The sequence below is a fragment of the Mesobacillus stamsii genome (assembly GCF_030814065.1).
Taxonomy (GTDB): domain Bacteria; phylum Bacillota; class Bacilli; order Bacillales; family Cytobacillaceae; genus Mesobacillus; species Mesobacillus stamsii.
This window is the reverse complement of sequence record NZ_JAUSUN010000005.1, coordinates 62,168-85,623: the sequence shown is the minus strand read 5'-3', so window position 1 is coordinate 85,623 and position 23,456 is coordinate 62,168. Positions and strand designations below refer to the sequence as shown.

Genomic DNA, 23,456 nt, shown 5'->3' with positions numbered 1-23,456 from the left:
CAGCCTGAAAAAAACACGAAAGTATATGTGGAAATAGTCAGGCAGCTCAGGGATATGATTAATAAAGGCGGCATGAAGCCCGGGGATAAAATCCCCTCCGAACGTGAACTTTCAGAGCGCCTAAATGCTGGGCGCTCTTCTGTTCGCGAAGCGTTGCGGGCTTTAGAGCTTCTAGGGCTGATTGAGACGAGAAGGGGAGAAGGAACCTTCATCAGGGATTTCCGCGGCAACCAGCTAGTCCAATTATTAAGCACCTTTATCCTGCAAGATAAAAAAGCCAAAGATGATGTGGTCGAAACAAAAAGCATGATCGAAGCAGATTGTTTGCTTTTGGCAGCTGAAAAGATTCAGGACGAAGACATCAAAAGATTAAAAATCTTGATAGATGACGATCATTTTGAAGACGAGGAATTTTTTAGGAAAATGGCTAAACTTGCTGATAATCACCTTTTTTATCGAATTTGGTGTATATTAAACGATTATTACAAGGCACTTGAGATGAAAACAAGCAAAGCTGAAAAGGCGCAATACCATTTGCTGGTAGATGCCCTTGTTACAAAAAACGGAGAACTGATTTTGAATAGGCATCGTATCTTACGGAATATGTCGATGAAATGACGACAGAAAGCAACATCTTTTGAAGGCAGGCTGTTTTATACTTGTGGATATGCCTAGGATGCCAGTTTCTCATTCTTTTTGGCTGTGGTGGCCTGACCACCGTTGGGCAGTACATTCAGAATAGAAAGAATAAGCAGAAGCAGTTCCTAACAAATGGAGAATAGTACAAATCAACCAGTATGATTCGGAGGGGGTTACATATTGCTTAAGGAACTTTTTACGAAAACGAAAACAAAACCGAAAAAGTACGCAACCATTCCTTCTAAAGCGGCGAAGCAGGATGTTCCTGAAGGAATCATGACCAAATGCCCGAACTGCAAAAAAATCTTGTATACAAAAGAACTAAACAAGAACTACAAAGTATGCACACAATGCGAGTATCATTTCCAGATGAATTCAGCTGAACGAATTAATAGTTTCTTGGATTTCGAAAGCTTTCGGGAACTGGACCGGGAGATGGTTTCAGGCAATCCGCTCGACTTCCCCGGGTACGAAGAAAAACTCGAACAAGACCGCAAAAAAACAGGATTGAATGAGGCAGTAGTTACTGGCATAGGCACCGTAAAAGGATATGAAGCTGCGATCGCGATCATGGATGCCCATTTTAGAATGGGGAGCATGGGATCAGTGGTAGGCGAAAAGATTACAAGAGCGATTGAGAAGGCTGATGAATTGTCCATCCCATTCATTATCTTTACCGCGTCAGGTGGAGCAAGGATGCAGGAGGGTGTATTGAGTCTGATGCAAATGGCGAAAACAAGCGTTGCGCTAAAAAGATTCAGCGATCACGGCGGATTGATCATCTCTGTTATGACGCATCCTACCACAGGAGGAGTTTCTGCAAGCTTTGCCAGTCTTGGAGATTACAATTTCGCCGAACCTGGAGCGCTGATTGGCTTTGCTGGCCGAAGGATTATTGAACAGACAATTCGAGAAGAACTGCCGGAAGACTTTCAGACAGCAGAATTTTTGCTAAAGCAAGGGCAGCTCGATGCTGTGATTTCGAGAGTTGATATGAAGGAAAAGATTGCAGCAATACTTGACATTCATCAGCCAGGAGGGACGTTCGAATGGCAGGAGAACTAGAATTTGAGAAACCGGTAGTGGAATTAAGAAAGAAAATCAGTGAGCTTAAGGAATACATGAAAAATACCGACGTGGATCTAACATCTGAAATCGATAAGCTTGAGGCCAGACTGCAAAAGCTTGAAACAGAAATATATGGGAACATGAAACCGTGGGAACGGGTACAGATAGCTCGTCATCCTAATCGCCCAACAACACTTGAATACATCTCGTTGCTGTTCACAGACTTTTTCGAATGTCATGGGGACAGAACTTTTGGAGATGACGAAGCAATTGTTGGTGGGATCGCCAAGTTCCACGGCTATCCAATAACGGTTATTGGCCATCAGCGCGGCAAAGATACGAAGGAGAATATACGCCGGAACTTTGGCATGCCCCATCCGGAGGGTTATCGGAAAGCACTGCGTTTGATGAAGCAGGCTGAAAAATTCCGGCGGCCGATCATTTCGTTCATTGATACAAAAGGCGCTTACCCTGGAAAAGCGGCAGAAGAAAGAGGACAGAGCGAAGCAATTGCCCGCAATCTGTTCGAAATGGCTGGCCTGAGGGTTCCGGTCATCTGTGTCGTCATTGGCGAAGGCGGAAGTGGTGGAGCACTGGCGCTCGGAGTTGGAAATTATATTCACATGCTGGAGAACTCGACCTATTCAGTCATCTCTCCTGAAGGCGCAGCAGCGCTCCTTTGGAAGGATTCCTCGTTGGCGAAGAAAGCAGCTGAAACGATGAAAATCACCGCTCCCGACCTTAAAGGACTGGGAATTATAGATGAAATCATTCCAGAAGTAAAGGGTGGAGCGCATAAAGATTTGCAGCAGCAAGCAAAGTATATCGATAAAATTTTAATAGACTCCATGTCAAAGCTGCAAGTGCTAGATGAAGAGACATTGTTGAACCAGCGATATGAGAAATATAAACGAATTGGCGAGTTTTCGTTTCCAACCGAACGGATCGGGGTAAAATAAAACGTGCGAAAGTGCACGTTTTATTTTTTAAAGTAACCTCATAAAAAAAGCGCTTGCAATTACATGATAATTCCAACTTATTGTCAATATGGAGGATTCTATTGAGATAGCGCCCCCATACATGTTATTTTAGAAATATTCCCGGGTATTCTGGTTTATAATAAGAGATGCTAACAGGATAACCAGTAATTAGTTTGAGTGATGTTTTTCCAGTTTCGTTGCTGTTTCTTCATGTTATTCAGGAAGGAACGATTGGAAAAGCAGCAAAGTACATAGATAATACCGAATGAGGTGAATGAAAATGAAAAGAATTGGAGTTTTAACGAGTGGCGGGGATGCACCTGGAATGAATGCTGCGATTCGTGCTGTAGTAAGAAAAGGGATTTTTCATGATATCGAGGTTTATGGTGTAATTGGTGGGTATGCTGGATTGATGAAGGGAAAGATCGAAAAACTGGAGCTTGGTTCAGTTGGTGACATTATCCATCGTGGCGGAACATTCCTTTATTCAGCACGCAGTGAAGAATTCAAAACGAAAGAAGGTCAGCAAAAAGGAATCGAACAACTGAAAAAATTCGGCATTGACGGTCTGGTCGTCATTGGCGGTGACGGATCCTACCGGGGAGCAAAGGCTTTGACCGAACAAGGTTTCCCTTGTGTTGGCGTTCCAGGTACCATTGATAATGATATTCCTGGCACAGAGTTTACCATTGGCTTTGATACTGCACTCAACACAGTAATTGATGCGATCGACAAAATCCGCGATACTGCATCATCACATGAAAGAACGTTTGTCGTGGAAGTAATGGGACGCAATGCAGGAGATATTGCCTTGTGGGCAGGTTTAGCAGGCGGAGCTGAAACGATCCTAATACCAGAAGACCATTATGATATGACTGATATTGCTAACCGGCTTAAAAAAGGACATGAACGAGGCAAGAAACACAGCATTATTGTTGTGGCTGAAGGCGTCGTAAGCGGCTATGAATTTGCGAAGCAATTAAAGGAAGAGACAGATTTCGATACAAGGGTTACGGTTCTCGGACATGTCCAGCGTGGAGGGTCCCCAACTGCATTTGATCGGGTACTCGCGAGCCGTCTTGGCGCACGTGCAGTGGAGCTGCTTATAGAAGGAAAAGGCGGACGAGCTGTTGGGATGGAAAAGAATCAGCTAGTGGATTATGACATTATTGAAGCACTAGGAAAAGAACACACGCTTGACATGAACTTATATAAATTATCACAAGAGCTTTCTATTTAATTGCTTTTCAGTAAACCAGGAGGTGGCAATCTATGCGTAAAACGAAAATTGTTTGTACGATTGGTCCCGCAAGTGAAAGTGTAGAAAAATTAACTCAATTGATTGAAGCTGGAATGAATGTATCTCGCTTGAATTTCTCGCATGGAAATCACGAAGAACATGCTGCGCGTATCAAAAATATCAGAGTGGCTGCAGAAAAAACAGGGAAAAAGATAGGCATCCTTCTCGATACGAAAGGCCCTGAAATCCGCACTAACGATATGGAAAATGGTGCGGTTGAATTAAAAACAGGTCAGGAATGCATCATTTCCATGAACGAAGTTTTAGGAACATCGGAGAAATTCTCTGTAACATATGACCAGCTAATTGACGATGTCCATCCAGGGGCAAAAATTCTCCTAGATGACGGCTTGATTGGGCTGGAAGTAACCAGCATCGACAAGGAAGAAAATCAAATTAAAACAAAAGTTCTAAATGCTGGGATTCTTAAAAACAAAAAGGGTGTGAATGTGCCTGGTGTTTCGGTAAACCTTCCGGGAATTACCGAGAAGGATAGGAAAGATATTCTATTCGGTATTGAGCAGGGGGTAGACTTCATTGCAGCATCATTTGTCCGTCGCGCAACGGATGTATTGGAAATCCGCCAGTTTTTGGAAGAAAACAATGGATCGTACATCCAAATCATCCCTAAGATTGAGAATCAAGAAGGCGTTGATAACATCAACGAAATTCTAGAAGTTTCTGATGGCCTCATGGTGGCGCGTGGAGATCTTGGAGTGGAGATTCCTGCAGAAGAGGTACCACTTGTTCAAAAAGATTTGATCAAAAAATGCAATACACAAGGAAAGCCGGTTATTACTGCTACACAGATGCTAGATTCTATGCAGCGCAACCCGCGCCCGACCCGTGCGGAGGCCAGCGACGTGGCGAATGCAATTTTCGATGGAAGTGACGCCATCATGCTCTCAGGCGAAACAGCAGCTGGACAATACCCTGTAGAAGCTGTACAAACCATGCATAATATTGCTTCACGTGCAGAAAGTGCATTAAATCATAAGGAATTGCTGTCATTGCGCAGCAAAGAGACAGAACACAATATTACCGATGCGATCGGACAATCGGTTGCGCATACAGCACTTAACCTAGAAGTGAATGCGATCATTACTCCAACCGAAAGTGGTCACACTGCACGGATGATTTCAAAGTATCGCCCAAAGGCACCGATCATCGCGGTTACATCTAACGATCATGTTGTCCGTCGCCTTGCGCTTGTATGGGGAGTATATCCTCAGCTAGGGCAAAAGGCAGAAACGACGGATGAAATGCTTGCGAGTGCCGTTGAAGAAAGTGTCAATTGCGGACATGTTTCCCATGGAGACCTCGTAGTCATTACTGCAGGTGTTCCAGTAGGAGAAGCTGGGACAACCAATTTGATGAAAATCCATGTAGTCGGCGGTATCTTGGCAAAAGCACAAGGGATTGGCCGCAAGTCTGCATACGGACGAGTAGTCTTAGCAAAAGATGCACAAGAAGCCATCAGCAAGGTAAAACAAGGCAGTATTCTTGTTACAATTGGTTCTGACCGCGACATGGTGCCTGCGCTTGAAAAGTGCAGTGCATTAATCACGCAAGAGGGCGGTTTGACAAGCCACGCAGCTGTAGTCGGACTAAATCTAGGCATCCCAGTTATCGTCGGAGTGGAGAATGCAATGACTCTGTTTAATGACGGTCAGGAAATCACCGTTGATTCTGCAAGAGGTGTCATTTACAAAGGCCACGCAAGCGTACTTTAAAAAGATAAGATAAAAGGATGGAGGCATGCTCTCCATCCTTTTATTGTTAAGGCATGTGTGAAGTCATAAAACCAAATAAGTTGTGTTCTGCTCAATTCGGCACATATAATAAAAGAGAAAGACACGCAATCTCCTAACAAATTGAGGTGTAACATGAAATATATTTTTTTGATTTTAGTGATAGTTCCGGCTGCAGAAATTGGGATACTCATGTTTTCCGGACAGACCATTGGCATTCCGGCGACGATCGTTCTCATTTTCTTGACTGGATTCCTTGGAGCTTTTCTAGCGAAGCAACAAGGCTTGGAAACCATCAGAAAAACACAGGAAATAGTAAGGAGAGGCATGATGCCAGGAGATGTGATTTTGGATGGAATCAGCATCTTAACTGGAGGAATCCTCCTTCTGACGCCTGGGTTTATCACTGATATTCTAGGGTTCTTGCTCCTGGCTCCTCCTACCAGAAAGTTTTTCAAAGCTTTGATGCTGAAACAGTTCCGTAACTGGATTGATAAAGGAACCATCAAAGTAATCCGCTGACTTTATAACGCCAACTTTTGATGGTTGGCGTTTTGTATGCTGTTTTAGATGCAAAGGAACCGGGATCAGAGGATAGTCAGCAAAATCCACTGTCATTTAATGATTTCTTTTCCTTTTATGAATGTCCATACATCGTGAAAAACGTTCGCACGCTGCAGGGTGTTGATGACAACCAAGATGACTGGACCGACAATCAGACCGAGAAAGCCAATGGTTTTAAATCCTACAAATAGAGCGATCAAAGTGGCGAGCGGATCAAGGCCGATGCTGGAAGATAAAATTTTCGGCTCCATGACCTGCCTTTGGACAAGCACCACAATATATAAAACGCCCAAACCAATTGCGGAAGCCGTGTCACCTGCAATTGCTTCATAGATGATCCATGGAACAAAGACAACTCCCGTGCCAAGATAGGGAACAATATCGACAATCCCGGCAACAAGGGCAATCGTGATCGCATAATCGACACGAAGGATCAGCAAGCCAATCAGGATGATAACTGTAGTAAGTGATACAAGGGTAGCCTGAGCCTTCATGAATCCAAATAACGCCTTTTTTAAATCGATAAACACCGTACGGCTGCTTGTTCTTGCTCGTTTTGGCAGCAGCTTATTACTGATTGCTGACAATCTGTACCAGTCTTTGCTGATGAAAAAAGTTCCCAATAAGGAGAAAATGAGAATGGTAGCTGCATTAGGGAACCATGTAAGGATATTCGGGATTTTTTCGAAAAAATTCTTAATGAAAGTGCCTGCTGTCGTCCCAATGTTGGCGCCGACACTTTGAATATTGTTCATAATCGTGTCCTGCTGACCTGTATCAAGGCTTTGGAACATTCCTGCCAGTTGGTTATAGAGTGGAATGAGCTGCGCAGCAAATAAGTGCTCTATGTAATTAATCAGGGTAACAAGGTGTTCAGGAACAACGTTTGCGAGATATTCAGCTCCGGAAGCAATTTCGACAATGAGCAATGTAATCAGCCCCGCAAACAAAGATAGGATTAAGATAAGGACAATGATCACTGCCAGTGATCTCGGCATTTTCAGCCGTTCCTGAAAAAAGTTGACCATCGGATTCATCATAAATGCAATCAGGAACCCAATGATAAATGGATAAGTGACTTTTGAGACAAAAAACAGCGCAAATATTCCTGCGATAATCACGCTGATGACCAGGAAAAAGCGCAGGGTTCGATGAAGATAGATGGAATTCAATCAGGTTCCTCCTTTTGGAATCGCCATTCTTGCAGAATCCGTTCTTATTGACTAACATGCAAGTCGTGGCGGTGTTCCTGAAATGTTATGCTGCAACAATATACAGTCTGTCTATAAAAAAGATTCGCCTTTCTTCTGATAATTCCTTTAAAAACCTCAAGTAGCTGAATAATAAATAAGGGAATATGAACAAGTTTCTGTGGAATATAGTAGAAAATGGAAAAGTGGAAGAGTCTTTTTTTTAATTATGTTAAAATAGTTTTAACCTTGGAAGGATGACAAATTGATGTTTCAACCTTTGATATTTCTACTGACTTTGCTGGTGATTGCCTTCGCAGCCAAAAATCAATCATTAATCATTGCCGTGCTGGTCCTTCTGGTGATGAAGCTTGCCGGTGTCGAAGCAAAAACATTTTCGCTTATCCAGGGAAAGGGGATTAACTGGGGAGTGACGGTTATCACCATAGCTGTGTTAGCCCCGATTGCTAGCGGTGATATCGGCTTCAAGGATTTATCTGGCGCGTTCAAATCTCCATATGCATGGATAGCTCTTCTTTCGGGAATGGCAGTTGCGCTGCTTGCAAAAGGCGGTGTGACTTTGCTGGCGGAAGATCCCCATATCACAACTGCGCTCGTCCTAGGCACGATTTTGGCGGTTTCCATTTTTAAAGGAGTAGCCGTTGGTCCGCTGATAGGTGCAGGGATTGCCTACGCCGCAATGAAAATCTTTGATCTTTTTAAATAGCCTTTTTTTAAAATAATATTTTCCTCTGAATTAAGTTGTTTTCATTCACAAATATCAGATAATTGTTTATAATAGGACTTGTAACTGCTTCCAATTATGCGCAGGCATTGGAGAGATGCAGGAATTCATTGTTTTTATTTTTCAAAAATGTAAGCATTTTCTTTTTTGCCGGTTACTTGAGCAAGCGCTCGAAAACAGCTTATAATGGCAAAATTAGTAAGATCGGTCTGTCGCCGGCGTATGGTTCGGCTTTTCGAAAATATGTCAGAAAATCACTTTTTTCTGATCGCTGTCTTGTACAGCAATTCATTTACAGACAAATGATGGGGTATGGGGAATTTAAACGACAAAGGAGAGATTTGTATGACAGTAACACGTGGTCTTGAAGGGGTAGTGGCTACAACATCTTCAATCAGTTCGATCATCGATGATACGCTGACGTATGTTGGTTATGATATTGATGATTTAACTGAAAATGCTAGTTTCGAAGAAGTAATTTACTTATTATGGCATCGCAAGCTTCCTACAGCGGCAGAATTGGAAGAATTGAAGACACAGCTTGCAGAAAATGCAGCGTTGCCTAAGGAAGTACTCGAGCATTTCAAGATGTATCCAATCGATAAAGTCCATCCAATGGCTGCCCTCCGCTCGGCTGTGTCACTTTTAGGATTATATGATGATGAAGCTGATGTAATGGAAAAAGAAGCGAATTATCGAAAGGCGGTCCGTCTGCAGGCGAAAATGCCAGCAATCGTTGCGGCATTCGCTAGAGTCCGAAAAGGTCTTGAGCCAGTACCGCCAAGAGAAGACCTTAATTTCGCAGCGAACTTTCTTTACATGCTGACAGGCGAGGAACCTGAACAAATAGCGGTAGAAGCGATGAACAAGGCGCTTGTCCTTCACGCCGACCATGAACTCAATGCTTCCACTTTTACTGCACGCGTGTGTGTTGCGACACTTTCTGATGTATATTCAGGTGTTACCGCTGCCCTCGGTGCGTTGAAGGGACCGCTACACGGAGGAGCAAATGAAGCGGTGATGAAAATGCTGACTGAAATCGGCACGCTTGAAAATGTGGAGCCGTCAATCCGTCAAAAGCTTGCGAACAAGGAAAAGATCATGGGCTTCGGACACCGTGTCTATCGCCAGGGAGACCCTCGTGCAAAGCACTTAAGAGAAATGTCTAAACGGCTGACTGAGCTTACCGGTGAACCACACTGGTACGATATGTCCACTAAGATCGAAGAAATCGTAACAGGGGAAAAGAACCTGCCGCCAAATGTAGATTTCTATTCTGCATCTGTCTATCACAGTCTAGGCATTGATCATGATCTGTTTACACCAATTTTTGCCGTAAGCCGTGTATCCGGGTGGCTTGCCCATATCCTTGAGCAATATGACAACAATCGCCTGATCCGTCCTCGCGCCGATTATATCGGTCCAGGAAAGCAGGAATATGTTGCCATTGAAAGGAGAGGAATATAAAAAAGAAGCTGCAATATTTTACTTTTTAGTGAAAAATTGCTGTAATAGGAGAGTGAGGGAAGTCAGTCATCAATGCCTGGCTTCCGAAGAGCAAAGGTTAGAGGCATAAGGGCTGCTAACCTTTGATTTTGAAACGAGGATTTTGGAGGGAGAGAAAACAATGCAAGGTGAAAAAATCACAGTCAAAGATGGAGTTTTAAACGTACCAAACAATCCAGTTATTCCTTTTATCGAAGGTGACGGCATAGGTCCGGATATCTGGGCAGCTTCTGTCCGCGTTCTTGATGCAGCGGTTGAAAAAGCATACAAAGGCGAGCGGAAAATTGTCTGGAAAGAGGTATTTGCTGGTGAAAAGGCATTTAACCAAACTGGCGAATGGCTTCCAAGCGAAACATTAGAGTTGATCAAAGAATACCTGATCGCAATCAAAGGTCCACTGACAACCCCAATCGGCGGAGGAATCCGTTCTCTGAACGTTGCACTGCGCCAGGAGTTAGACCTGTTTGTATGCTTGCGCCCTGTTCGCTGGTTCGAAGGTGTGCCATCACCTGTTAAGCGCCCTGAAGATACTGACATGGTTATTTTTCGTGAAAATACAGAGGATATCTATGCTGGCATCGAGTATGCAAGCGGTTCTGATGACGTCAAGAAACTTATTGACTTCCTGCAAAATGAATTGGGAGTAAATAAAATCCGCTTCCCTGAAACTTCAGGTATTGGCATTAAGCCTGTTTCCAAACAAGGAACTGAGCGCCTCGTACGTGCAGCAATCCAGTACGCTATCGCAGAAGGCCGCAAATCTTTAACACTAGTACATAAAGGCAATATCATGAAATTCACAGAAGGCGCGTTCAAAAACTGGGGTTATGAACTTGCTGAAAAGGAATTTGGCGATAAAGTATTCACGTGGGCTCAATATGACAGGATCAAGGAAGAACAAGGAACAGATGCAGCGAATAAAGCACAGTCTGATGCAGAAGCGGCAGGCAAAATCATTGTAAAAGATGCGATTGCAGATATTTTCCTTCAGCAAATTCTTACTCGTCCAAAGGAGTTTGATGTGGTTGCAACGATGAACCTGAATGGCGACTTTATATCTGATGCGCTTGCTGCACAAGTAGGCGGAATCGGAATTGCTCCTGGGGCTAACATTAACTATGAAACAGGTCATGCCATTTTCGAAGCTACACATGGAACGGCACCGAAATATGCTGGATTGGACAAGGTGAACCCTTCATCTGTCATCCTTTCCGGCGTCCTGATGCTGGAACACATTGGCTGGATTGAAGCAGCGAATTTGATCGTTCAATCAATGGAAAAATCGATCGCTTCAAAGGTTGTAACATATGATTTTGCTCGTTTGATGGATGGCGCCACAGAAGTGAAAACTTCTGAGTTTGGCGATGTACTGATCAAGAACATGGGCTGAAAAGGTAGGAAAGGCTATCCATTTAACGGGTAGCCTTTACATAAAAATTTTATTCGATCTGAGGAGGAAGCCTGATGTCATTGAAACGCAAAAAGATTTCAGTCATTGGTGGAGGATTCACAGGAGCAACAACTGCATTCTTGCTGGCACAGAAGGAACTCGGGGATGTAGTATTGGTCGATATCCCGCAAATGGAAAGCGCCACAAAGGGCAAAGCGCTTGATATGCTTGAAGCGAGCCCAGTGCAGGGATTCGATGCCAATATTACCGGTACATCCAGCTATGAAGATACGAAAGACTCAGACATCGTCGTTGTTACTGCAGGTATTGCCCGCAAGCCCGGCATGAGCCGGGATGATCTTGTCCAGACGAACCAGAAAATTATGAAAAATGTCGCCCAGGAAATAGCCAAGCATTCCCCAAACAGTTTCATTGTTGTATTGACGAACCCTGTAGACGCGATGACTTATACTATTTTCAAGGAATCTGGTTTTCCTAAAAACAGAGTAATCGGCCAGTCTGGAGTGTTGGATACTGCTCGTTTCCGTACATTCGTAGCCCAGGAATTGAATCTTTCTGTAAAAGATATAACAGGTTTTGTTCTTGGAGGACACGGAGATGATATGGTGCCACTAGTGCGTTATTCATATGCAGGAGGGATTCCGCTTGAGACATTAATTCCAAAAGAACGTCTGGAAGCGATTGTAGAGCGTACACGCAAAGGCGGAGGAGAAATTGTCAACCTTCTTGGGAATGGGAGTGCCTATTATGCGCCTGCAGCTTCACTAGTAGAAATGTGTGAAGCGATCCTTAAAGACCAGCGCCGTGTTCTTCCAGCAATTGCCTATCTTGAAGGGGAATATGGATATGAAGGAATTTACCTAGGAGTTCCGACAATTCTGGGAGCCGGTGGAATTGAGAAAGTTATTGAGCTTGAATTAACGGCGGAAGAAAAATCTGCACTAGATCAATCTGCGGAGGCAGTCCGTAAGGTAATGGCTGTGCTAGCGTAAGGCTGATATCTCGCTTTAAGAAATCGGGGAATTTTCCCCGATTTTTTTACACTTCGATTGCAAAGGGGTAGATGCAAATTGTTGCTTGGTAGAAAACGTAAGCTTGGCAGGAAAATAGAAGAAATCACTATCGGAGAAAAATTAACACTTACAGAAAAAATCGAAGATAAAGACCTGCTGCTGTATTTAGGCTTGACCAATGATGCGAATCCTTTGTATATCCAGCATGATTATGCATCGCAAACACCATATGAAAAGCCAATTGTTCCTGTGATCATGCTGAATGGGATTATTACTTCGGCTATTTCCAAGTACCTTCCAGGACCTGGAAGCCATATTCTTAAGCAAGATCTCGAATATGTAAAACCAGTCTATCATTATGGAACAGTACAATTCCTGTTTGAAGTGACCGAGGTCATCAGAAGCAAGCACCATATTGTGATTGCAGTTACTGGAAAAAATGAAGAGGAGGAGACAGTGGTAAAGGGACAATTGCTTGTCTGTCCGCCATACCCAGTTCAGCAAATGGATGGAAAGGCATTGGAAAATTTTTAGTGTATTCGATGTACCTGATTGTTTGATGCACTCAGAGTGGACTGTATAAAATAAGAGTTGGAGCGGAAGAAAAAAATCCGCTCTTTTTTTAATTTGATTTTCCTTTATGAATTGATAGTATAATGGAGATAGAACGAATTGGGTGAATCAGGGGTAATAACTTTTTTTGGAGGCTTACATGAACAAGAAAATATTGGTTGTGGATGATGAACAATCTATTGTGACATTGTTAAAGTATAATCTTGAACAGGCAGGTTACTCAGTTGTGACCGGAATGGACGGGGAGGAAGGGATTCGCCTTGCTGTAGAAGAAAAACCCGAATTGATGGTCCTGGATTTGATGCTCCCTAAGCTTGACGGCATGGAAGTTTGCAAGCAACTCAGGCAGCAGAAAGTCAATGTTCCCATTTTAATGCTGACAGCAAAGGATGACGAGTTTGACAAGGTGCTTGGCCTAGAGCTGGGTGCAGACGATTACATGACAAAGCCGTTCAGCCCGCGAGAGGTTGTCGCAAGGGTAAAAGCCATCCTAAGAAGGGTGCAGGCAGTGCCGGATCCTGAGGGAAAACTGGAGGATGAGGGCCAGATCAATATTGGCGAACTGAGGATTATGCCTGATTTCTATGAAGCTTATTTCATGGAGAATATGCTCGATTTAACCCCGAAGGAATTCGAATTGCTTCTCTATCTTGCGAGGAATAAAGGCCGGGTCTTGACGCGGGATCAACTATTAAGCGCGGTCTGGAATTATGATTTTGCTGGGGACACAAGAATTGTCGATGTACATATAAGCCATTTACGTGAAAAAGTGGAACAAAACACAAAAAAGCCGTCCTATATCAAAACAATCCGCGGACTTGGCTATAAGCTGGAGGAACCGAAGGGAGAATGACAAAGTACAGGACAAGGCTGTTATTTGCCCTTATTACCTTGATTATCATCGTACTAATAGGCCTCGGTCTTGTGTTAGGGCAATTATTTAAAAATTATTATATCAATTCTTTTAACGAACGATTAAAGATTGAAATCAATCTTTTAACCTCTAATATTGAAAAAAATGGAGGGCTTGGCTCACTGGATCGAGAAGAAATTTCAACGATGAGCCGATTGCTAAACGCCAGAATCACGATCGTAGACCTAAATGGTGAGATCCATTATGATACAGGGGAGCTATCCAGCACAAAAATCAGCAAACATAAAGACATTATTAGCAATATTGTGAAAAAGACGCCTAATAAGCAAAACGATCTTGAAGTTAACGGCGCCTTTGATCTTCATTATTATTGGAATCCCCTCCTTCACACCGGTGAAAAAGAAGGTTATGTATTTCTAACAACAAAGATTGATGAAGTTCAGAAAGCATATCGCCAAATTTGGTGGATTCTTACCTTTAGTCTAGGCATGGCAATGGTAGTGATCATCCTCCTCGTTACAAGGATTACGAACCGCTACACGAAACCAATTGAATCTGCAACAAATGTAGCGATTGAGCTGGCAAAAGGAAACTATCGTGCAAGGACCTATGAGGATCACATAGATGAAACGGGTATGCTGAGTTCGTCCATCAATATCCTTGCCAGGAACCTTCAGGAATTGATGAGGCAGAAGGAATCTCAGCAGGACAGACTGACGACATTGATCGAAAATATGGGCAGCGGTCTGATCTTGATTGACAGCAGGGGATTTATTAACTTGATTAACAAGCCCTACAAGGAAATCTTCAATGTGGAGCCTTCTGAATATTTGTATAAACTATATTATGAAGTGATCGAACATGAGGAAATCATCCGAATGGTGGAAGAAATTTTCATGACCGAGCAAAAAGTAAGGAAGCAAGTCGTCCTTCCGATTGAAATTGAAAGGCGTCATTTCGAAGTGTATGGAGTGCCAATCATCGGTACGAGCAATGTCTGGAAAGGAATACTCCTTGTATTCCATGACATTACCGAGTTGAAAAAACTTGAACAGATGAGGAAAGACTTCGTGGCCAATGTCTCGCATGAGCTAAAAACACCAATTACCTCCATCAAGGGCTTTTCTGAAACACTTCTGGATGGCGCGATGCATGATAAAGCTACACTGGCAGCTTTCCTTGAAATCATCTTGAAAGAAAGTGACCGGCTTCAAGTGTTGATTCAGGAATTGCTAGACCTTTCCAAAATTGAACAGCATGGTTTCCATCTGTCAGCTGGAGATGTGGATCTCCGCCAGCAAGCAGTGGAAGTGATGGAAATGTTAGAAGGAAAAGCTGCAGAAAAGGGCATTACGCTTTTGCTTGAAGAGCCAGAAAGACAGGTGGTCATTGAAGGAGATGCGAACAGGCTAAAGCAAGTACTGATCAATCTCGTCAGCAACGCGATCACTTATTCTCAAAACGGCAGCAGAGTGGAGGTCAATTTAATTGACCACGGAGACACAGTTTCTATGTTGGTAAAGGATTCAGGTATTGGTATTGAAAAAAGCGAGGTTCCAAGGATCTTTGAACGCTTTTATCGAGTCGATAAGGCGCGGAGCCGGAATTCAGGAGGAACGGGCCTGGGCCTTGCCATCGTCAAACACATCGTGGAAGCCCATAAAGGACAAATAGAGATAACCAGTCAAGTCGGGAAAGGAACCACCTTCACGATTAAACTCTATAAGAAGATGCCTCGATAAGCAGATGATCAAGTGGCTTTTTGAGAACGGAGAAGGGACTTAAATTTCAACACAGACGAAAAGAAGGTTTTTTGAAGGGAACGGTTGAGAGAAGTTTTCCAAATTTACATAGACTTAACAAGAGGTTTATTTTCTCTTAACACTTTACGGGTATCATCATTAGTGAAAACCCCTTCATCCAAGGAACCGAAAAAAGCACAAGCAGACCCCGCTTGTGCTTTTTTCTTATTTTTTTCTTTCTATCGTCTCTCGTGATAAAATAGGAAGAAAATTCTCATGATCCTGGAGGAGGGATGGCATGTCCAAGAAGCTTGTATTGATTGACGGCAACAGTATCGCCTATCGTGCGTTCTTCGCTTTGCCACTGCTGAATAATGAAAAAGGAATACATACAAATGCAGTTTACGGATTTACGATGATGCTGATGAAAATTCTTGAGGAGGAAAAGCCTACCCATATTCTTGTTGCATTTGATGCAGGAAAAACAACCTTCAGGCATAAAACCTTCAGTGAATATAAAGGTGGCAGGCAAAAGACGCCGCCAGAGCTTTCTGAGCAATTCCCCTTTATCCGTGAATTGCTGACAGCTTATGGAATTGCCCAATATGAACTCGAAAATTATGAAGCCGATGATATTATCGGGACCCTCAGTTTGCTAGCAGAAAAAGAAGGTTTTGATACAAAGGTCATATCCGGTGATAAGGACTTAACTCAATTGAGTTCAGATAAAACGATTGTCAACATCACTCGGAAAGGGATAACGGATATCGAGGAGTATACCCCTGATCATATTAAGGAGAAATACGGGCTGACCCCTATACAAATTATTGACATGAAAGGCCTCATGGGGGATGCCTCAGATAATATCCCAGGAGTTCCTGGTGTAGGTGAAAAGACAGCGATTAAGCTGTTGAAGGAATACGGTTCGCTAGAAAAGCTGATGGAATCGCTTGACCAGGTTAGTGGAAAAAAACTCAAGGATAAGCTTGTAGAATTCAAAGACCAGGCGATCATGAGTAAGGAACTTGCAACCATCAATCGTCAAGCGCCGATAGTCATCGAGTTGAGTGAACTGGAATATGAAGGCGCAGAGAACGAGAAGCTGGTGAAAATGTTTAAAGAACTCGGATTTAACTCGTTATTGGACAAGCTTGACACGGATGTGACGGAAACGATCGAGCTTGAAGACATGAAGTATAAGCAGATTGACACAGTTGACCAAGACATTTTTGCGAAAGAAAACGGCTTTTACGTCGAGATCCTTGAGGATAACTATCACTACGCTGATATCGTCGGTTTTGCGATTGTGAATGAAACTGGACACTACTATCTGCCTGTAAAAACGGCGCTGGCATCGGAAGCATTCAAAAAGTGGGCTGAAGATGAGTCCAGCCAAAAGATAGTCTACGATGCGAAGCGTTCTGAGGTTTCATTGCGCCATCATGGCATCCATCTTAAAGGTGCTGAATTCGATGTCGCGCTGGCATCCTATATCCTAAATCCTTCCGAATCGCCGGATGATCTGGCTGCCATCGCCAGGCAGCATGGCTTCCTGATTGTCCAATCCGACGAAGCGGTTTTTGGAAAAGGTGCCAAACGTAAGATTCCCGAAGAAACCAAACTAGCGGAGCACCTGGTGCGCAAGGCAGATGTTCTTGTAGCCTTAAAGGAAAAGCTTGAGCAGGATCTATGGGATAATGATCAGCATGATTTGTTCAGCAGCTTGGAAATGCCATTATCGCTGGTGCTGGCAGATATGGAATACCAGGGTGTCAAGTTAGACACGGTTCGCCTCGAAAATATGGGTGAAGAAATCAAATCCAGGCTTGCTGAAATCGAAACGAAAATTTTTGAGCTAGCAGGAGAACAATTCAATATCAATTCACCGAAGCAATTGGGAGTAATTCTGTTTGAAAAACTCGGTCTTCCTGTTGCTAAAAAAACGAAGACCGGTTTTTCCACTTCTGCAGATGTCCTGGAAAAATTGGCATCGAAGCATAAAATCATCGAAGAAATACTGAATTATCGCCAGCTTGGCAAGCTACAGTCAACCTATATTGAAGGGTTGCAAAAGATTGTAAATAAGGAGACAAATAAAGTCCATACAAGGTTTAACCAGGCGTTGACTGCTACCGGCAGGCTCAGTTCAACGGACCCTAACCTGCAAAATATTCCTATTCGCCTGGAGGAAGGGCGGAAAATCAGGCAGGCATTCGTTCCTTCAGAAAAAGACTGGGTGATTTTTGCGGCCGACTATTCGCAAATTGAACTGCGTGTCCTCGCCCATATTGCCGGGGATGAAAAACTGATCGATGCATTCCGCAATGATATGGATATCCATACAAAGACAGCGATGGAAGTTTTCCATGTCGGCAAAGAGGAGGTTACTTCGAATATGCGCCGCCATGCGAAGGCGGTTAACTTCGGAATCGTGTACGGAATCAGCGATTATGGCCTATCACAAAGCCTGAACATTTCAAGAAAAGAAGCTGGGGAATTTATTGAACGCTATCTGGAGAGCTATCCAGGTGTAAAAGAATATATGGATGAAATCGTGAAAGATGCGAAGGCGAAGGGGTATGTCCAGACACTGCTGCACCGTCGCAGATACATACCGGAAATTACTGCGCGCAACTTCAATCTGAGAAGTTTTGCTGAACGGACGGCGATGAATACACCCATACAGGGAAGCGCGGCTGATATCATCAAGAAGGCGATGATCGATATGGCGGAAAGGCTGCGTGAAGAAGGGCTAAAGACGAGGCTGCTCCTTCAGGTGCACGATGAATTAATTTTTGAAGCGCCGCAGAATGAAATAGAGCGCTTGAAAAAAATAGTTCCGGAAGTAATGGAAAACGCAATCGATTTAAAGGTACCTTTGAAGGTGGACTTCTCCTACGGGCCAACATGGTACGATGCGAAATAAAGTAAGAAGAGGAAAGGCGGGATAGGATGCCTGAGCTTCCAGAGGTAGAAACAGTCAGACGCACGCTTGAGGTGCTCGCTTTGGGAAAAGAAATCGCCCAAGTATCCGTTTTTTGGCCAAAGATGATTAAAAAGCCAAATGAAGTGGAACAATTTTCGGATGCCCTGCGCGGACAGACAATCAACGAAATCGGCAGAAGAGGCAAATTCCTGATCTTTTACACCGATGACTATGCACTTGTCTCCCATCTTAGGATGGAAGGGAAGTACGGTTTGTTCAGCGCAGAAGAACCTGTTGAAAAACATACACATGTCATTTTTCATTTTACCGACGCGAAAGAATTGCGCTATAGGGATGTCCGCAAATTTGGGACGATGCACCTTTACGCCAAAGGGACGGAATTTGATTCGCAGCCACTCGCTGATTTGGGGCCTGAGCCATTTTCAGCCGATTTCTCAGTAGAATGGCTGTCGGAAAAGCTTAAAAGGACCACTCGGAAAATAAAGCCTGCGCTGCTTGACCAAAAGATCCTTGTCGGCCTTGGGAATATTTATGTCGATGAGGCGCTTTTTCGGGCGAAAATCCACCCGGAACGGATTGCTAATTCATTGTCTCAGGAAGAAGAAATTGTCCTCTACAGGGAAATTGTCCGTACGCTTTCGGAGGCTGTGGAGAAGGGTGGAAGCACCATCCGCTCCTATGTCAATTCCCAGGGCCAGATTGGCATGTTCCAGCTCCAGCTGCTCGTGTACGGACGCAAAAATGAACCGTGCCAAGTGTGCGGCACACTATTGGAAAAAACGGTCGTCGGTGGACGAGGGACCCACTTTTGTCCAACATGCCAAAAACTGTAAAACTATAATCGCCTGTTGATTTTCTCACCATATCTAGGCTCCTTCCATATACTAACGTAGCGATTGACAGGAAGGGGCTTTGATATGGCACAAATAATCTCGCTGCTTTTACTTGCATTCGCTGTCAGTATTGACAGTTTCAGTGTAGGGCTAACGTATGGACTGCGGAAAATGAAATTTCCGGTTAAATCGATTGCTGTCATTGCGCTCTGTTCAGCAGCTGTACTGATGGTTGCAATGTTGATCGGACATTTTCTCGAGAGTTTTTTTTCACCTGAATTGGCAGAGATGCTAGGTGGTATGTTCTTGATCGTATTGGGTGGCTGGGTATTATTTCAGTTTTTCCGCGAGGACCAGTCAGAGTTGGACTGTCATGAAAAAATCATCCTGAATTTTGAAATTAAATCACTAGGCATTGTGATCAATATTTTAAGAAAACCGATGTCGGCTGACTTTGACCAATCGGGAACCATCAATGGAATGGAAGCAGTCATGCTTGGTCTTGCTCTTTCTCTTGACGCATTCGGAGCCGGGATTGGTGCGGCTTTATTAGGCTTTTCGCCTGGGTATCTTGCTTTGACGGTGGCGTTCATGAGTTCCTTGTTCGTCTACGCCGGCATGAGAATGGGCAGTTATTTTTCAGAGAGTAGCTGGTTGCAGAAGTTTTCATTTGTACCAGGAATTTTATTGATCGTCATTGGACTGCTAAAGCTCTAGCAAACTGGATGAAGGGATAAAAGTAGATGACGCTAATCATTGGATTAACAGGAGGGATAGCGAGCGGGAAAAGCACGGTATCGGCGATGTTCACTGAGCTTGGCATCACTGTGATCGACGCCGATATAGAGGCAAGGCTTGCTGTTGAACCAGGAGAACAAGCATATCAGGAAATTGTCCGTCATTTCGGTCCGGGAATTTTAGAACAGAATGGCAGCATTAACCGTTCCGCCCTCGGATCCATTATTTTTGCCAACGAGGAAAAAAGGCTGAAGCTCAATTCGATCGTCCATCCTGCAGTGCGCGAGCGAATGGCGATTAAAAGGCAGCAAGCGGTAGCTTCTAATGAAAAAGCCGTGGTTCTGGATATTCCATTGCTGTTTGAAAGCAAGCTAACAGGCTTGGTTGAAAAAATCATCGTTGTCTATGTCGATGAGAAAACACAGCTGGATCGGCTGATAGGCAGGAATGGGTTTAGCGAAGAGGAAGCAATTACAAGAATCAGATCACAGATGCCCTTGAAGGATAAGATTGTGTTGGCTGACGAAGTGATCGATAATAACGGTACGATCGAGCAATCAAGAGAGCAATTAATGAAAATTTTGGATAAATGGGCAATCTAAAGAGCTGAATAGGCTCTTTTTTCTTTTGCCTCGTTCCTATCCTAGGCCATATTCCCTGATAATGAATATCAGAATTATTTTAAATTTTATAATGTGTGCATTTATATCTCGCGGAAAAGGAAAATATGTTATACTAATACCATAACAACGGGATATAAGTATGACACTATTTTGGAAGGGGCCGTACTATGAAGGCGAGAATAGCGATAAACGGTTTTGGGAGAATTGGCAGAATGGTATTCAGGAAAGCCATTCTTGAGGAAAATCTTGAGGTTGTAGCGATTAATGCGAGCTATCCAGCTGAAACACTGGCGCATTTGGTTAAATATGATTCAATTCATGGTCCATTTCAAGGAGAGATTGACTCAGCTGATGGTCACTTGATGGTAAATGGAAAAGCTGTCAGACTATTAAGCAATCGCAATCCTGCTGAGCTTCCGTGGAAAGAAATGAAAGTTGATATTGTCATCGAGGCTACAGGAAAATTCAACTCACGTGACAAGGCGTCACTTCATCTAACAGCAGGTGCAAAGAAGGTTATTATCACTGCACCAGGCACAAATGAAGATGTTACGATTGTGATGGGCGTGAATGAAAATGCATTAAACATTGGGGAGCATGACATCATTTCCAATGCTTCTTGCACGACGAATTGCCTGGCACCTGTCGCAAAAGTGCTGGATGACCATTTTGGAATCGAAAATGGCTTGATGACAACTGTGCATGCTTATACAAATGATCAAAATAATATTGATAACCCACACAAAGACTTGCGCCGTGCGCGGGCTTGCGGGCAATCCATCATCCCTACATCAACAGGGGCAGCAAAGGCGCTGTCACTCGTCCTTCCACAGTTGCAGGGAAAACTCCACGGCATGGCACTAAGGGTACCGACACCAAATGTTTCGCTTGTAGATTTGGTTGTTGATTTGAAGCGAGAGGTAACTGCCAATGAAGTGAACAATGCGTTCTATGCAGCTGCAAAAGGGGAACTTAAGGGTATACTGGACATCACAACCGATCCCCTCGTATCCATCGATTTCAATACAAATGAACACTCAGCAATCATTGATGGATTGTCTACAATGGTAATTGGCGCCAACAAAGTCAAGGTACTTGCGTGGTATGATAACGAATGGGGATACTCAAGCAGGGTAGTAGACTTGACTAAACACGTTGCCGAGGCAATGTCCATCTCAGCAGCTTTAAAGGCTGGATAAGGAACCATACAGAAAAGCCTGCCAAATCGGCAGGCTTTTGTTCGTTACAGAAAAATTTAATTTCATATGTTGCAAAATAAATATAAACGAAGTATACTAGTCATCGTGAACTTCTTAATAGCGGTACCAATTGGCTACTTAAAGGGTTAGGACCTCTTTGGACTAACTTTCCCCCGTGGTAGTTAAGATACCATTGAAAATAGGAATTTCATTCTAATATTGTTAGAGGGGGAAATTGAATATGGAAACAATAGGTCGTCATGTAATTTCTGAACTTTGGGGATGCGATTTTGAAAAATTGAATGATATGGATTTTATTGAACAAACTTTCGTTTCAGCTGCTTTGAAATCAGGTGCTGAAATCCGCGAAGTTGCTTTTCATAAATTTGCGCCGCAGGGTGTGAGCGGAGTTGTCATTATCTCTGAATCTCATTTAACTATTCACAGCTTTCCGGAGCACGGATACGCCAGCATTGATGTTTACACATGCGGCGATCTGGATCCTAATATTGCAGCAGACTATATTGCTGAAGCTCTAGGTGCACAAACACGTGAAAATATTGAAATTCCACGCGGTATGGGTCCTGTGCATGTCAAACAAGCACAAGCGAAGGCTCTATAATTAAAAAAATGAAAAATTTCAAGAGGTGTAGCGATACACCTCTTTTTATTTGTGGCAAAAGTAAGGTAAACTGTAGATAGAAAAAAGGTGCAGGAGGATTATCGATGTCTTTTTTAAAATCGATCATTAGGCGATACGAGAAATACAGTGGAACGAGTGAAAATAACAGCGATGAACAATTGCGTACCCGTTATTATAAAGCAAATTTCAATCAGGTATTCCAGGCAGTCGAGGATCTGCTGAAAGTTGATCCCACAGCTCGAATTACAAGCGTATCAAAGGAACATGGGGAAATCTCGGCGGAGCTAAACGGCAGGATTCAGAGTTTTTTAACCGTAACCATTATCACGACAAAACCATTTGAGACAGCGGTCGACCTACATATTTCTACAGAAAGGTTTTCATTGGCAGGAATGAATCCTGCATTGAGACAAGAAGTATTCAAGATATACGAAAAGTTAGGTAAAACATTTCCCTTCATTGGAGCAGGTAAATATGGAAATCAATAGTTTCTCTTGTTCCAAATGCTGCTTTTTTATAAGATAAAGAGATAAAGATTGCTTATGGACTTTTTGGTGGATAAAGCGAATGGTCCTTCGCTCATATATTCTCTATTTTAACTATTCGGAGCTGATCGAGATGAGATGTCCAACTTGCCAAAATAATTCCACTCGGGTACTTGACTCAAGACCGGTGGACGACAGCCGATCCATTCGCCGAAGACGGGAATGTGAAGCTTGCGGCTTTCGCTTTACCACATTTGAAAAAGTAGAAGAAATCCCATTGATTGTTGTGAAAAAAGATGGTACTCGTGAGGAGTTCAATCGGGAGAAACTCCTTCGCGGTTTACTGAAGGCATGTGAAAAAAGACCGGTCGCCCTAAAAGAGCTGGAGGATTTAATCTCCGAGGTGGAAAAAGAACTGCGAAGCCATGGGGTATCAGAAGTCAAGAGTGAGGCAGTGGGTGAGACGGTAATGGATCGGCTGGCCAAAATTGATGAAGTCGCCTATGTCCGCTTTGCCTCCGTTTACCGTCAATTCAAGGATATCAATGTTTTCATTGATGAACTGAAAGAGCTGTTGAAAAAAGAACAATAACATATAGGGAAATTGTGATCGATTGTAATGGACAGAGTGG

22 protein-coding genes are annotated in these 23,456 nt (G+C 43.3%); 21 read left to right on the top strand and 1 reads right to left on the bottom strand.

Features of this window, described 5'->3' with window-relative positions; all coding sequences use genetic code 11:
* The first annotated feature begins 54 nt into the window (after nucleotides 1–54).
* From J2S25_RS05695 to J2S25_RS05670, 6 genes are all read left to right on the top strand, one after another.
* Complete coding sequence (locus tag J2S25_RS05695) at nucleotides 55–618, top strand: FadR/GntR family transcriptional regulator (RefSeq protein WP_044393478.1); 564 nt, start codon at nucleotides 55–57, stop codon at nucleotides 616–618.
* A gap of 201 nt (nucleotides 619–819) precedes the next feature.
* Complete coding sequence (accD, locus tag J2S25_RS05690; RefSeq protein WP_044393392.1) at nucleotides 820–1,704, top strand: acetyl-CoA carboxylase, carboxyltransferase subunit beta; 885 nt, start codon at nucleotides 820–822, stop codon at nucleotides 1,702–1,704.
* Entirely contained in the window at nucleotides 1,689–2,666 is a 978-nt protein-coding gene (accA, locus tag J2S25_RS05685; protein ID WP_044393393.1) for an acetyl-CoA carboxylase carboxyl transferase subunit alpha, read from the top strand. The genes accD and accA overlap by 16 nt, the downstream gene beginning before the upstream one ends.
* Before the next feature lie 301 nt (nucleotides 2,667–2,967).
* Complete coding sequence (gene pfkA, locus J2S25_RS05680) at nucleotides 2,968–3,927, top strand: 6-phosphofructokinase (RefSeq protein WP_044393395.1); 960 nt, start codon at nucleotides 2,968–2,970, stop codon at nucleotides 3,925–3,927.
* A 32-nt stretch (nucleotides 3,928–3,959) separates the two neighbouring features.
* On the top strand, nucleotides 3,960–5,720 hold the full coding sequence (gene pyk / locus J2S25_RS05675; RefSeq protein WP_044393398.1) for a pyruvate kinase: 1,761 nt from the start codon (nucleotides 3,960–3,962) through the stop codon (nucleotides 5,718–5,720).
* Nucleotides 5,721–5,873: 153 nt separating this feature from the next.
* A complete protein-coding gene (locus tag J2S25_RS05670) occupies nucleotides 5,874–6,260 on the top strand; it encodes an FxsA family protein (protein WP_307191467.1) in 387 nt (128 codons plus the stop codon).
* 92 nt (nucleotides 6,261–6,352) lie between these two features.
* On the opposite strand, the gene ytvI is transcribed toward J2S25_RS05670, so the two are convergent.
* On the bottom strand, nucleotides 6,353–7,474 hold the full coding sequence (gene ytvI, locus J2S25_RS05665) for a sporulation integral membrane protein YtvI (RefSeq protein WP_307191466.1): 1,122 nt from the start codon (nucleotides 7,472–7,474) through the stop codon (nucleotides 6,353–6,355).
* A gap of 286 nt (nucleotides 7,475–7,760) precedes the next feature.
* Here ytvI and J2S25_RS05660 point away from each other — a divergent pair, with 286 nt between their 5' ends.
* The 15 genes from J2S25_RS05660 to nrdR all read left to right on the top strand — a co-directional run bounded on the left by J2S25_RS05660 (nucleotide 7,761) and on the right by nrdR (nucleotide 23,416).
* A complete protein-coding gene (locus tag J2S25_RS05660) occupies nucleotides 7,761–8,219 on the top strand; it encodes a DUF441 domain-containing protein (RefSeq protein ID WP_307191465.1) in 459 nt (152 codons plus the stop codon).
* A 363-nt stretch (nucleotides 8,220–8,582) separates the two neighbouring features.
* Nucleotides 8,583–9,704: a citrate synthase gene (gene citZ / locus J2S25_RS05655; protein ID WP_307191464.1), complete on the top strand. Its 1,122-nt coding sequence runs from the start codon at nucleotides 8,583–8,585 to the stop codon at nucleotides 9,702–9,704.
* Nucleotides 9,705–9,864: 160 nt separating this feature from the next.
* Nucleotides 9,865–11,133: an NADP-dependent isocitrate dehydrogenase gene (icd, locus tag J2S25_RS05650; protein ID WP_044393408.1), complete on the top strand. Its 1,269-nt coding sequence runs from the start codon at nucleotides 9,865–9,867 to the stop codon at nucleotides 11,131–11,133.
* A 74-nt stretch (nucleotides 11,134–11,207) separates the two neighbouring features.
* Nucleotides 11,208–12,146: a malate dehydrogenase gene (gene mdh / locus J2S25_RS05645; protein WP_044393410.1), complete on the top strand. Its 939-nt coding sequence runs from the start codon at nucleotides 11,208–11,210 to the stop codon at nucleotides 12,144–12,146.
* Nucleotides 12,147–12,224: 78 nt separating this feature from the next.
* Nucleotides 12,225–12,701: a MaoC/PaaZ C-terminal domain-containing protein gene (locus J2S25_RS05640; protein WP_044393412.1), complete on the top strand. Its 477-nt coding sequence runs from the start codon at nucleotides 12,225–12,227 to the stop codon at nucleotides 12,699–12,701.
* Between the two features lie 178 nt (nucleotides 12,702–12,879).
* Complete coding sequence (locus J2S25_RS05635; RefSeq protein WP_044393414.1) at nucleotides 12,880–13,593, top strand: response regulator transcription factor; 714 nt, start codon at nucleotides 12,880–12,882, stop codon at nucleotides 13,591–13,593.
* Nucleotides 13,590–15,356: a two-component system histidine kinase PnpS gene (gene pnpS, locus J2S25_RS05630; RefSeq protein ID WP_044393417.1), complete on the top strand. Its 1,767-nt coding sequence runs from the start codon at nucleotides 13,590–13,592 to the stop codon at nucleotides 15,354–15,356. Before J2S25_RS05635 ends, pnpS begins: the two co-directional genes overlap by 4 nt.
* Before the next feature lie 298 nt (nucleotides 15,357–15,654).
* Nucleotides 15,655–18,282 carry a DNA polymerase I gene (gene polA / locus J2S25_RS05625; protein ID WP_044393420.1) on the top strand — a complete coding sequence of 876 codons (2,628 nt, stop codon included), beginning with the start codon at nucleotides 15,655–15,657 and terminating at the stop codon, nucleotides 18,280–18,282.
* Nucleotides 18,283–18,308: 26 nt separating this feature from the next.
* A complete protein-coding gene (gene mutM / locus J2S25_RS05620) occupies nucleotides 18,309–19,136 on the top strand; it encodes a DNA-formamidopyrimidine glycosylase (RefSeq protein WP_044393421.1) in 828 nt (275 codons plus the stop codon).
* 84 nt (nucleotides 19,137–19,220) lie between these two features.
* Nucleotides 19,221–19,853, top strand: coding sequence for a sporulation membrane protein YtaF (ytaF, locus tag J2S25_RS05615; RefSeq protein ID WP_307191463.1), 633 nt, complete (start codon nucleotides 19,221–19,223; stop codon nucleotides 19,851–19,853).
* A 26-nt stretch (nucleotides 19,854–19,879) separates the two neighbouring features.
* A complete protein-coding gene (coaE, locus tag J2S25_RS05610; RefSeq protein ID WP_044393427.1) occupies nucleotides 19,880–20,476 on the top strand; it encodes a dephospho-CoA kinase in 597 nt (198 codons plus the stop codon).
* Between the two features lie 188 nt (nucleotides 20,477–20,664).
* Nucleotides 20,665–21,696, top strand: coding sequence for a glyceraldehyde-3-phosphate dehydrogenase (locus tag J2S25_RS05605; protein WP_044393429.1), 1,032 nt, complete (start codon nucleotides 20,665–20,667; stop codon nucleotides 21,694–21,696).
* Nucleotides 21,697–21,937: 241 nt separating this feature from the next.
* Nucleotides 21,938–22,318: an adenosylmethionine decarboxylase gene (gene speD / locus J2S25_RS05600; RefSeq protein WP_044393430.1), complete on the top strand. Its 381-nt coding sequence runs from the start codon at nucleotides 21,938–21,940 to the stop codon at nucleotides 22,316–22,318.
* Between the two features lie 104 nt (nucleotides 22,319–22,422).
* Nucleotides 22,423–22,827 carry a hypothetical protein gene (locus J2S25_RS05595; RefSeq protein WP_044393431.1) on the top strand — a complete coding sequence of 135 codons (405 nt, stop codon included), beginning with the start codon at nucleotides 22,423–22,425 and terminating at the stop codon, nucleotides 22,825–22,827.
* A gap of 130 nt (nucleotides 22,828–22,957) precedes the next feature.
* The gene (gene nrdR, locus J2S25_RS05590) at nucleotides 22,958–23,416 is read left to right on the top strand and encodes a transcriptional regulator NrdR (protein WP_044393479.1); all 459 of its coding nucleotides are present in this window, start codon (nucleotides 22,958–22,960) and stop codon (nucleotides 23,414–23,416) included.
* Nucleotides 23,417–23,456 lie beyond the last annotated feature (40 nt).

What these genes read in the sequence shown, in the direction of transcription:
- J2S25_RS05695 (WP_044393478.1), top strand. Translation starts at nt 55, where the DNA reads ATGATTAATAAAGGCGGCATGAAGCCCGGGGATAAAATCCCCTCCGAA.
- accA (WP_044393393.1), top strand. Translation starts at nt 1,689, where the DNA reads ATGGCAGGAGAACTAGAATTTGAGAAACCGGTAGTGGAATTAAGAAAG.
- pfkA (WP_044393395.1), top strand. Translation starts at nt 2,968, where the DNA reads ATGAAAAGAATTGGAGTTTTAACGAGTGGCGGGGATGCACCTGGAATG.
- pyk (WP_044393398.1), top strand. Translation starts at nt 3,960, where the DNA reads ATGCGTAAAACGAAAATTGTTTGTACGATTGGTCCCGCAAGTGAAAGT.
- J2S25_RS05670 (WP_307191467.1), top strand. Translation starts at nt 5,874, where the DNA reads ATGAAATATATTTTTTTGATTTTAGTGATAGTTCCGGCTGCAGAAATT.
- J2S25_RS05660 (WP_307191465.1), top strand. Translation starts at nt 7,761, where the DNA reads ATGTTTCAACCTTTGATATTTCTACTGACTTTGCTGGTGATTGCCTTC.
- citZ (WP_307191464.1), top strand. Translation starts at nt 8,583, where the DNA reads ATGACAGTAACACGTGGTCTTGAAGGGGTAGTGGCTACAACATCTTCA.
- icd (WP_044393408.1), top strand. Translation starts at nt 9,865, where the DNA reads ATGCAAGGTGAAAAAATCACAGTCAAAGATGGAGTTTTAAACGTACCA.
- mdh (WP_044393410.1), top strand. Translation starts at nt 11,208, where the DNA reads ATGTCATTGAAACGCAAAAAGATTTCAGTCATTGGTGGAGGATTCACA.
- J2S25_RS05635 (WP_044393414.1), top strand. Translation starts at nt 12,880, where the DNA reads ATGAACAAGAAAATATTGGTTGTGGATGATGAACAATCTATTGTGACA.
- pnpS (WP_044393417.1), top strand. Translation starts at nt 13,590, where the DNA reads ATGACAAAGTACAGGACAAGGCTGTTATTTGCCCTTATTACCTTGATT.
- polA (WP_044393420.1), top strand. Translation starts at nt 15,655, where the DNA reads ATGTCCAAGAAGCTTGTATTGATTGACGGCAACAGTATCGCCTATCGT.
- mutM (WP_044393421.1), top strand. Translation starts at nt 18,309, where the DNA reads ATGCCTGAGCTTCCAGAGGTAGAAACAGTCAGACGCACGCTTGAGGTG.
- ytaF (WP_307191463.1), top strand. Translation starts at nt 19,221, where the DNA reads ATGGCACAAATAATCTCGCTGCTTTTACTTGCATTCGCTGTCAGTATT.
- coaE (WP_044393427.1), top strand. Translation starts at nt 19,880, where the DNA reads ATGACGCTAATCATTGGATTAACAGGAGGGATAGCGAGCGGGAAAAGC.
- J2S25_RS05605 (WP_044393429.1), top strand. Translation starts at nt 20,665, where the DNA reads ATGAAGGCGAGAATAGCGATAAACGGTTTTGGGAGAATTGGCAGAATG.
- speD (WP_044393430.1), top strand. Translation starts at nt 21,938, where the DNA reads ATGGAAACAATAGGTCGTCATGTAATTTCTGAACTTTGGGGATGCGAT.
- J2S25_RS05595 (WP_044393431.1), top strand. Translation starts at nt 22,423, where the DNA reads ATGTCTTTTTTAAAATCGATCATTAGGCGATACGAGAAATACAGTGGA.
- nrdR (WP_044393479.1), top strand. Translation starts at nt 22,958, where the DNA reads ATGAGATGTCCAACTTGCCAAAATAATTCCACTCGGGTACTTGACTCA.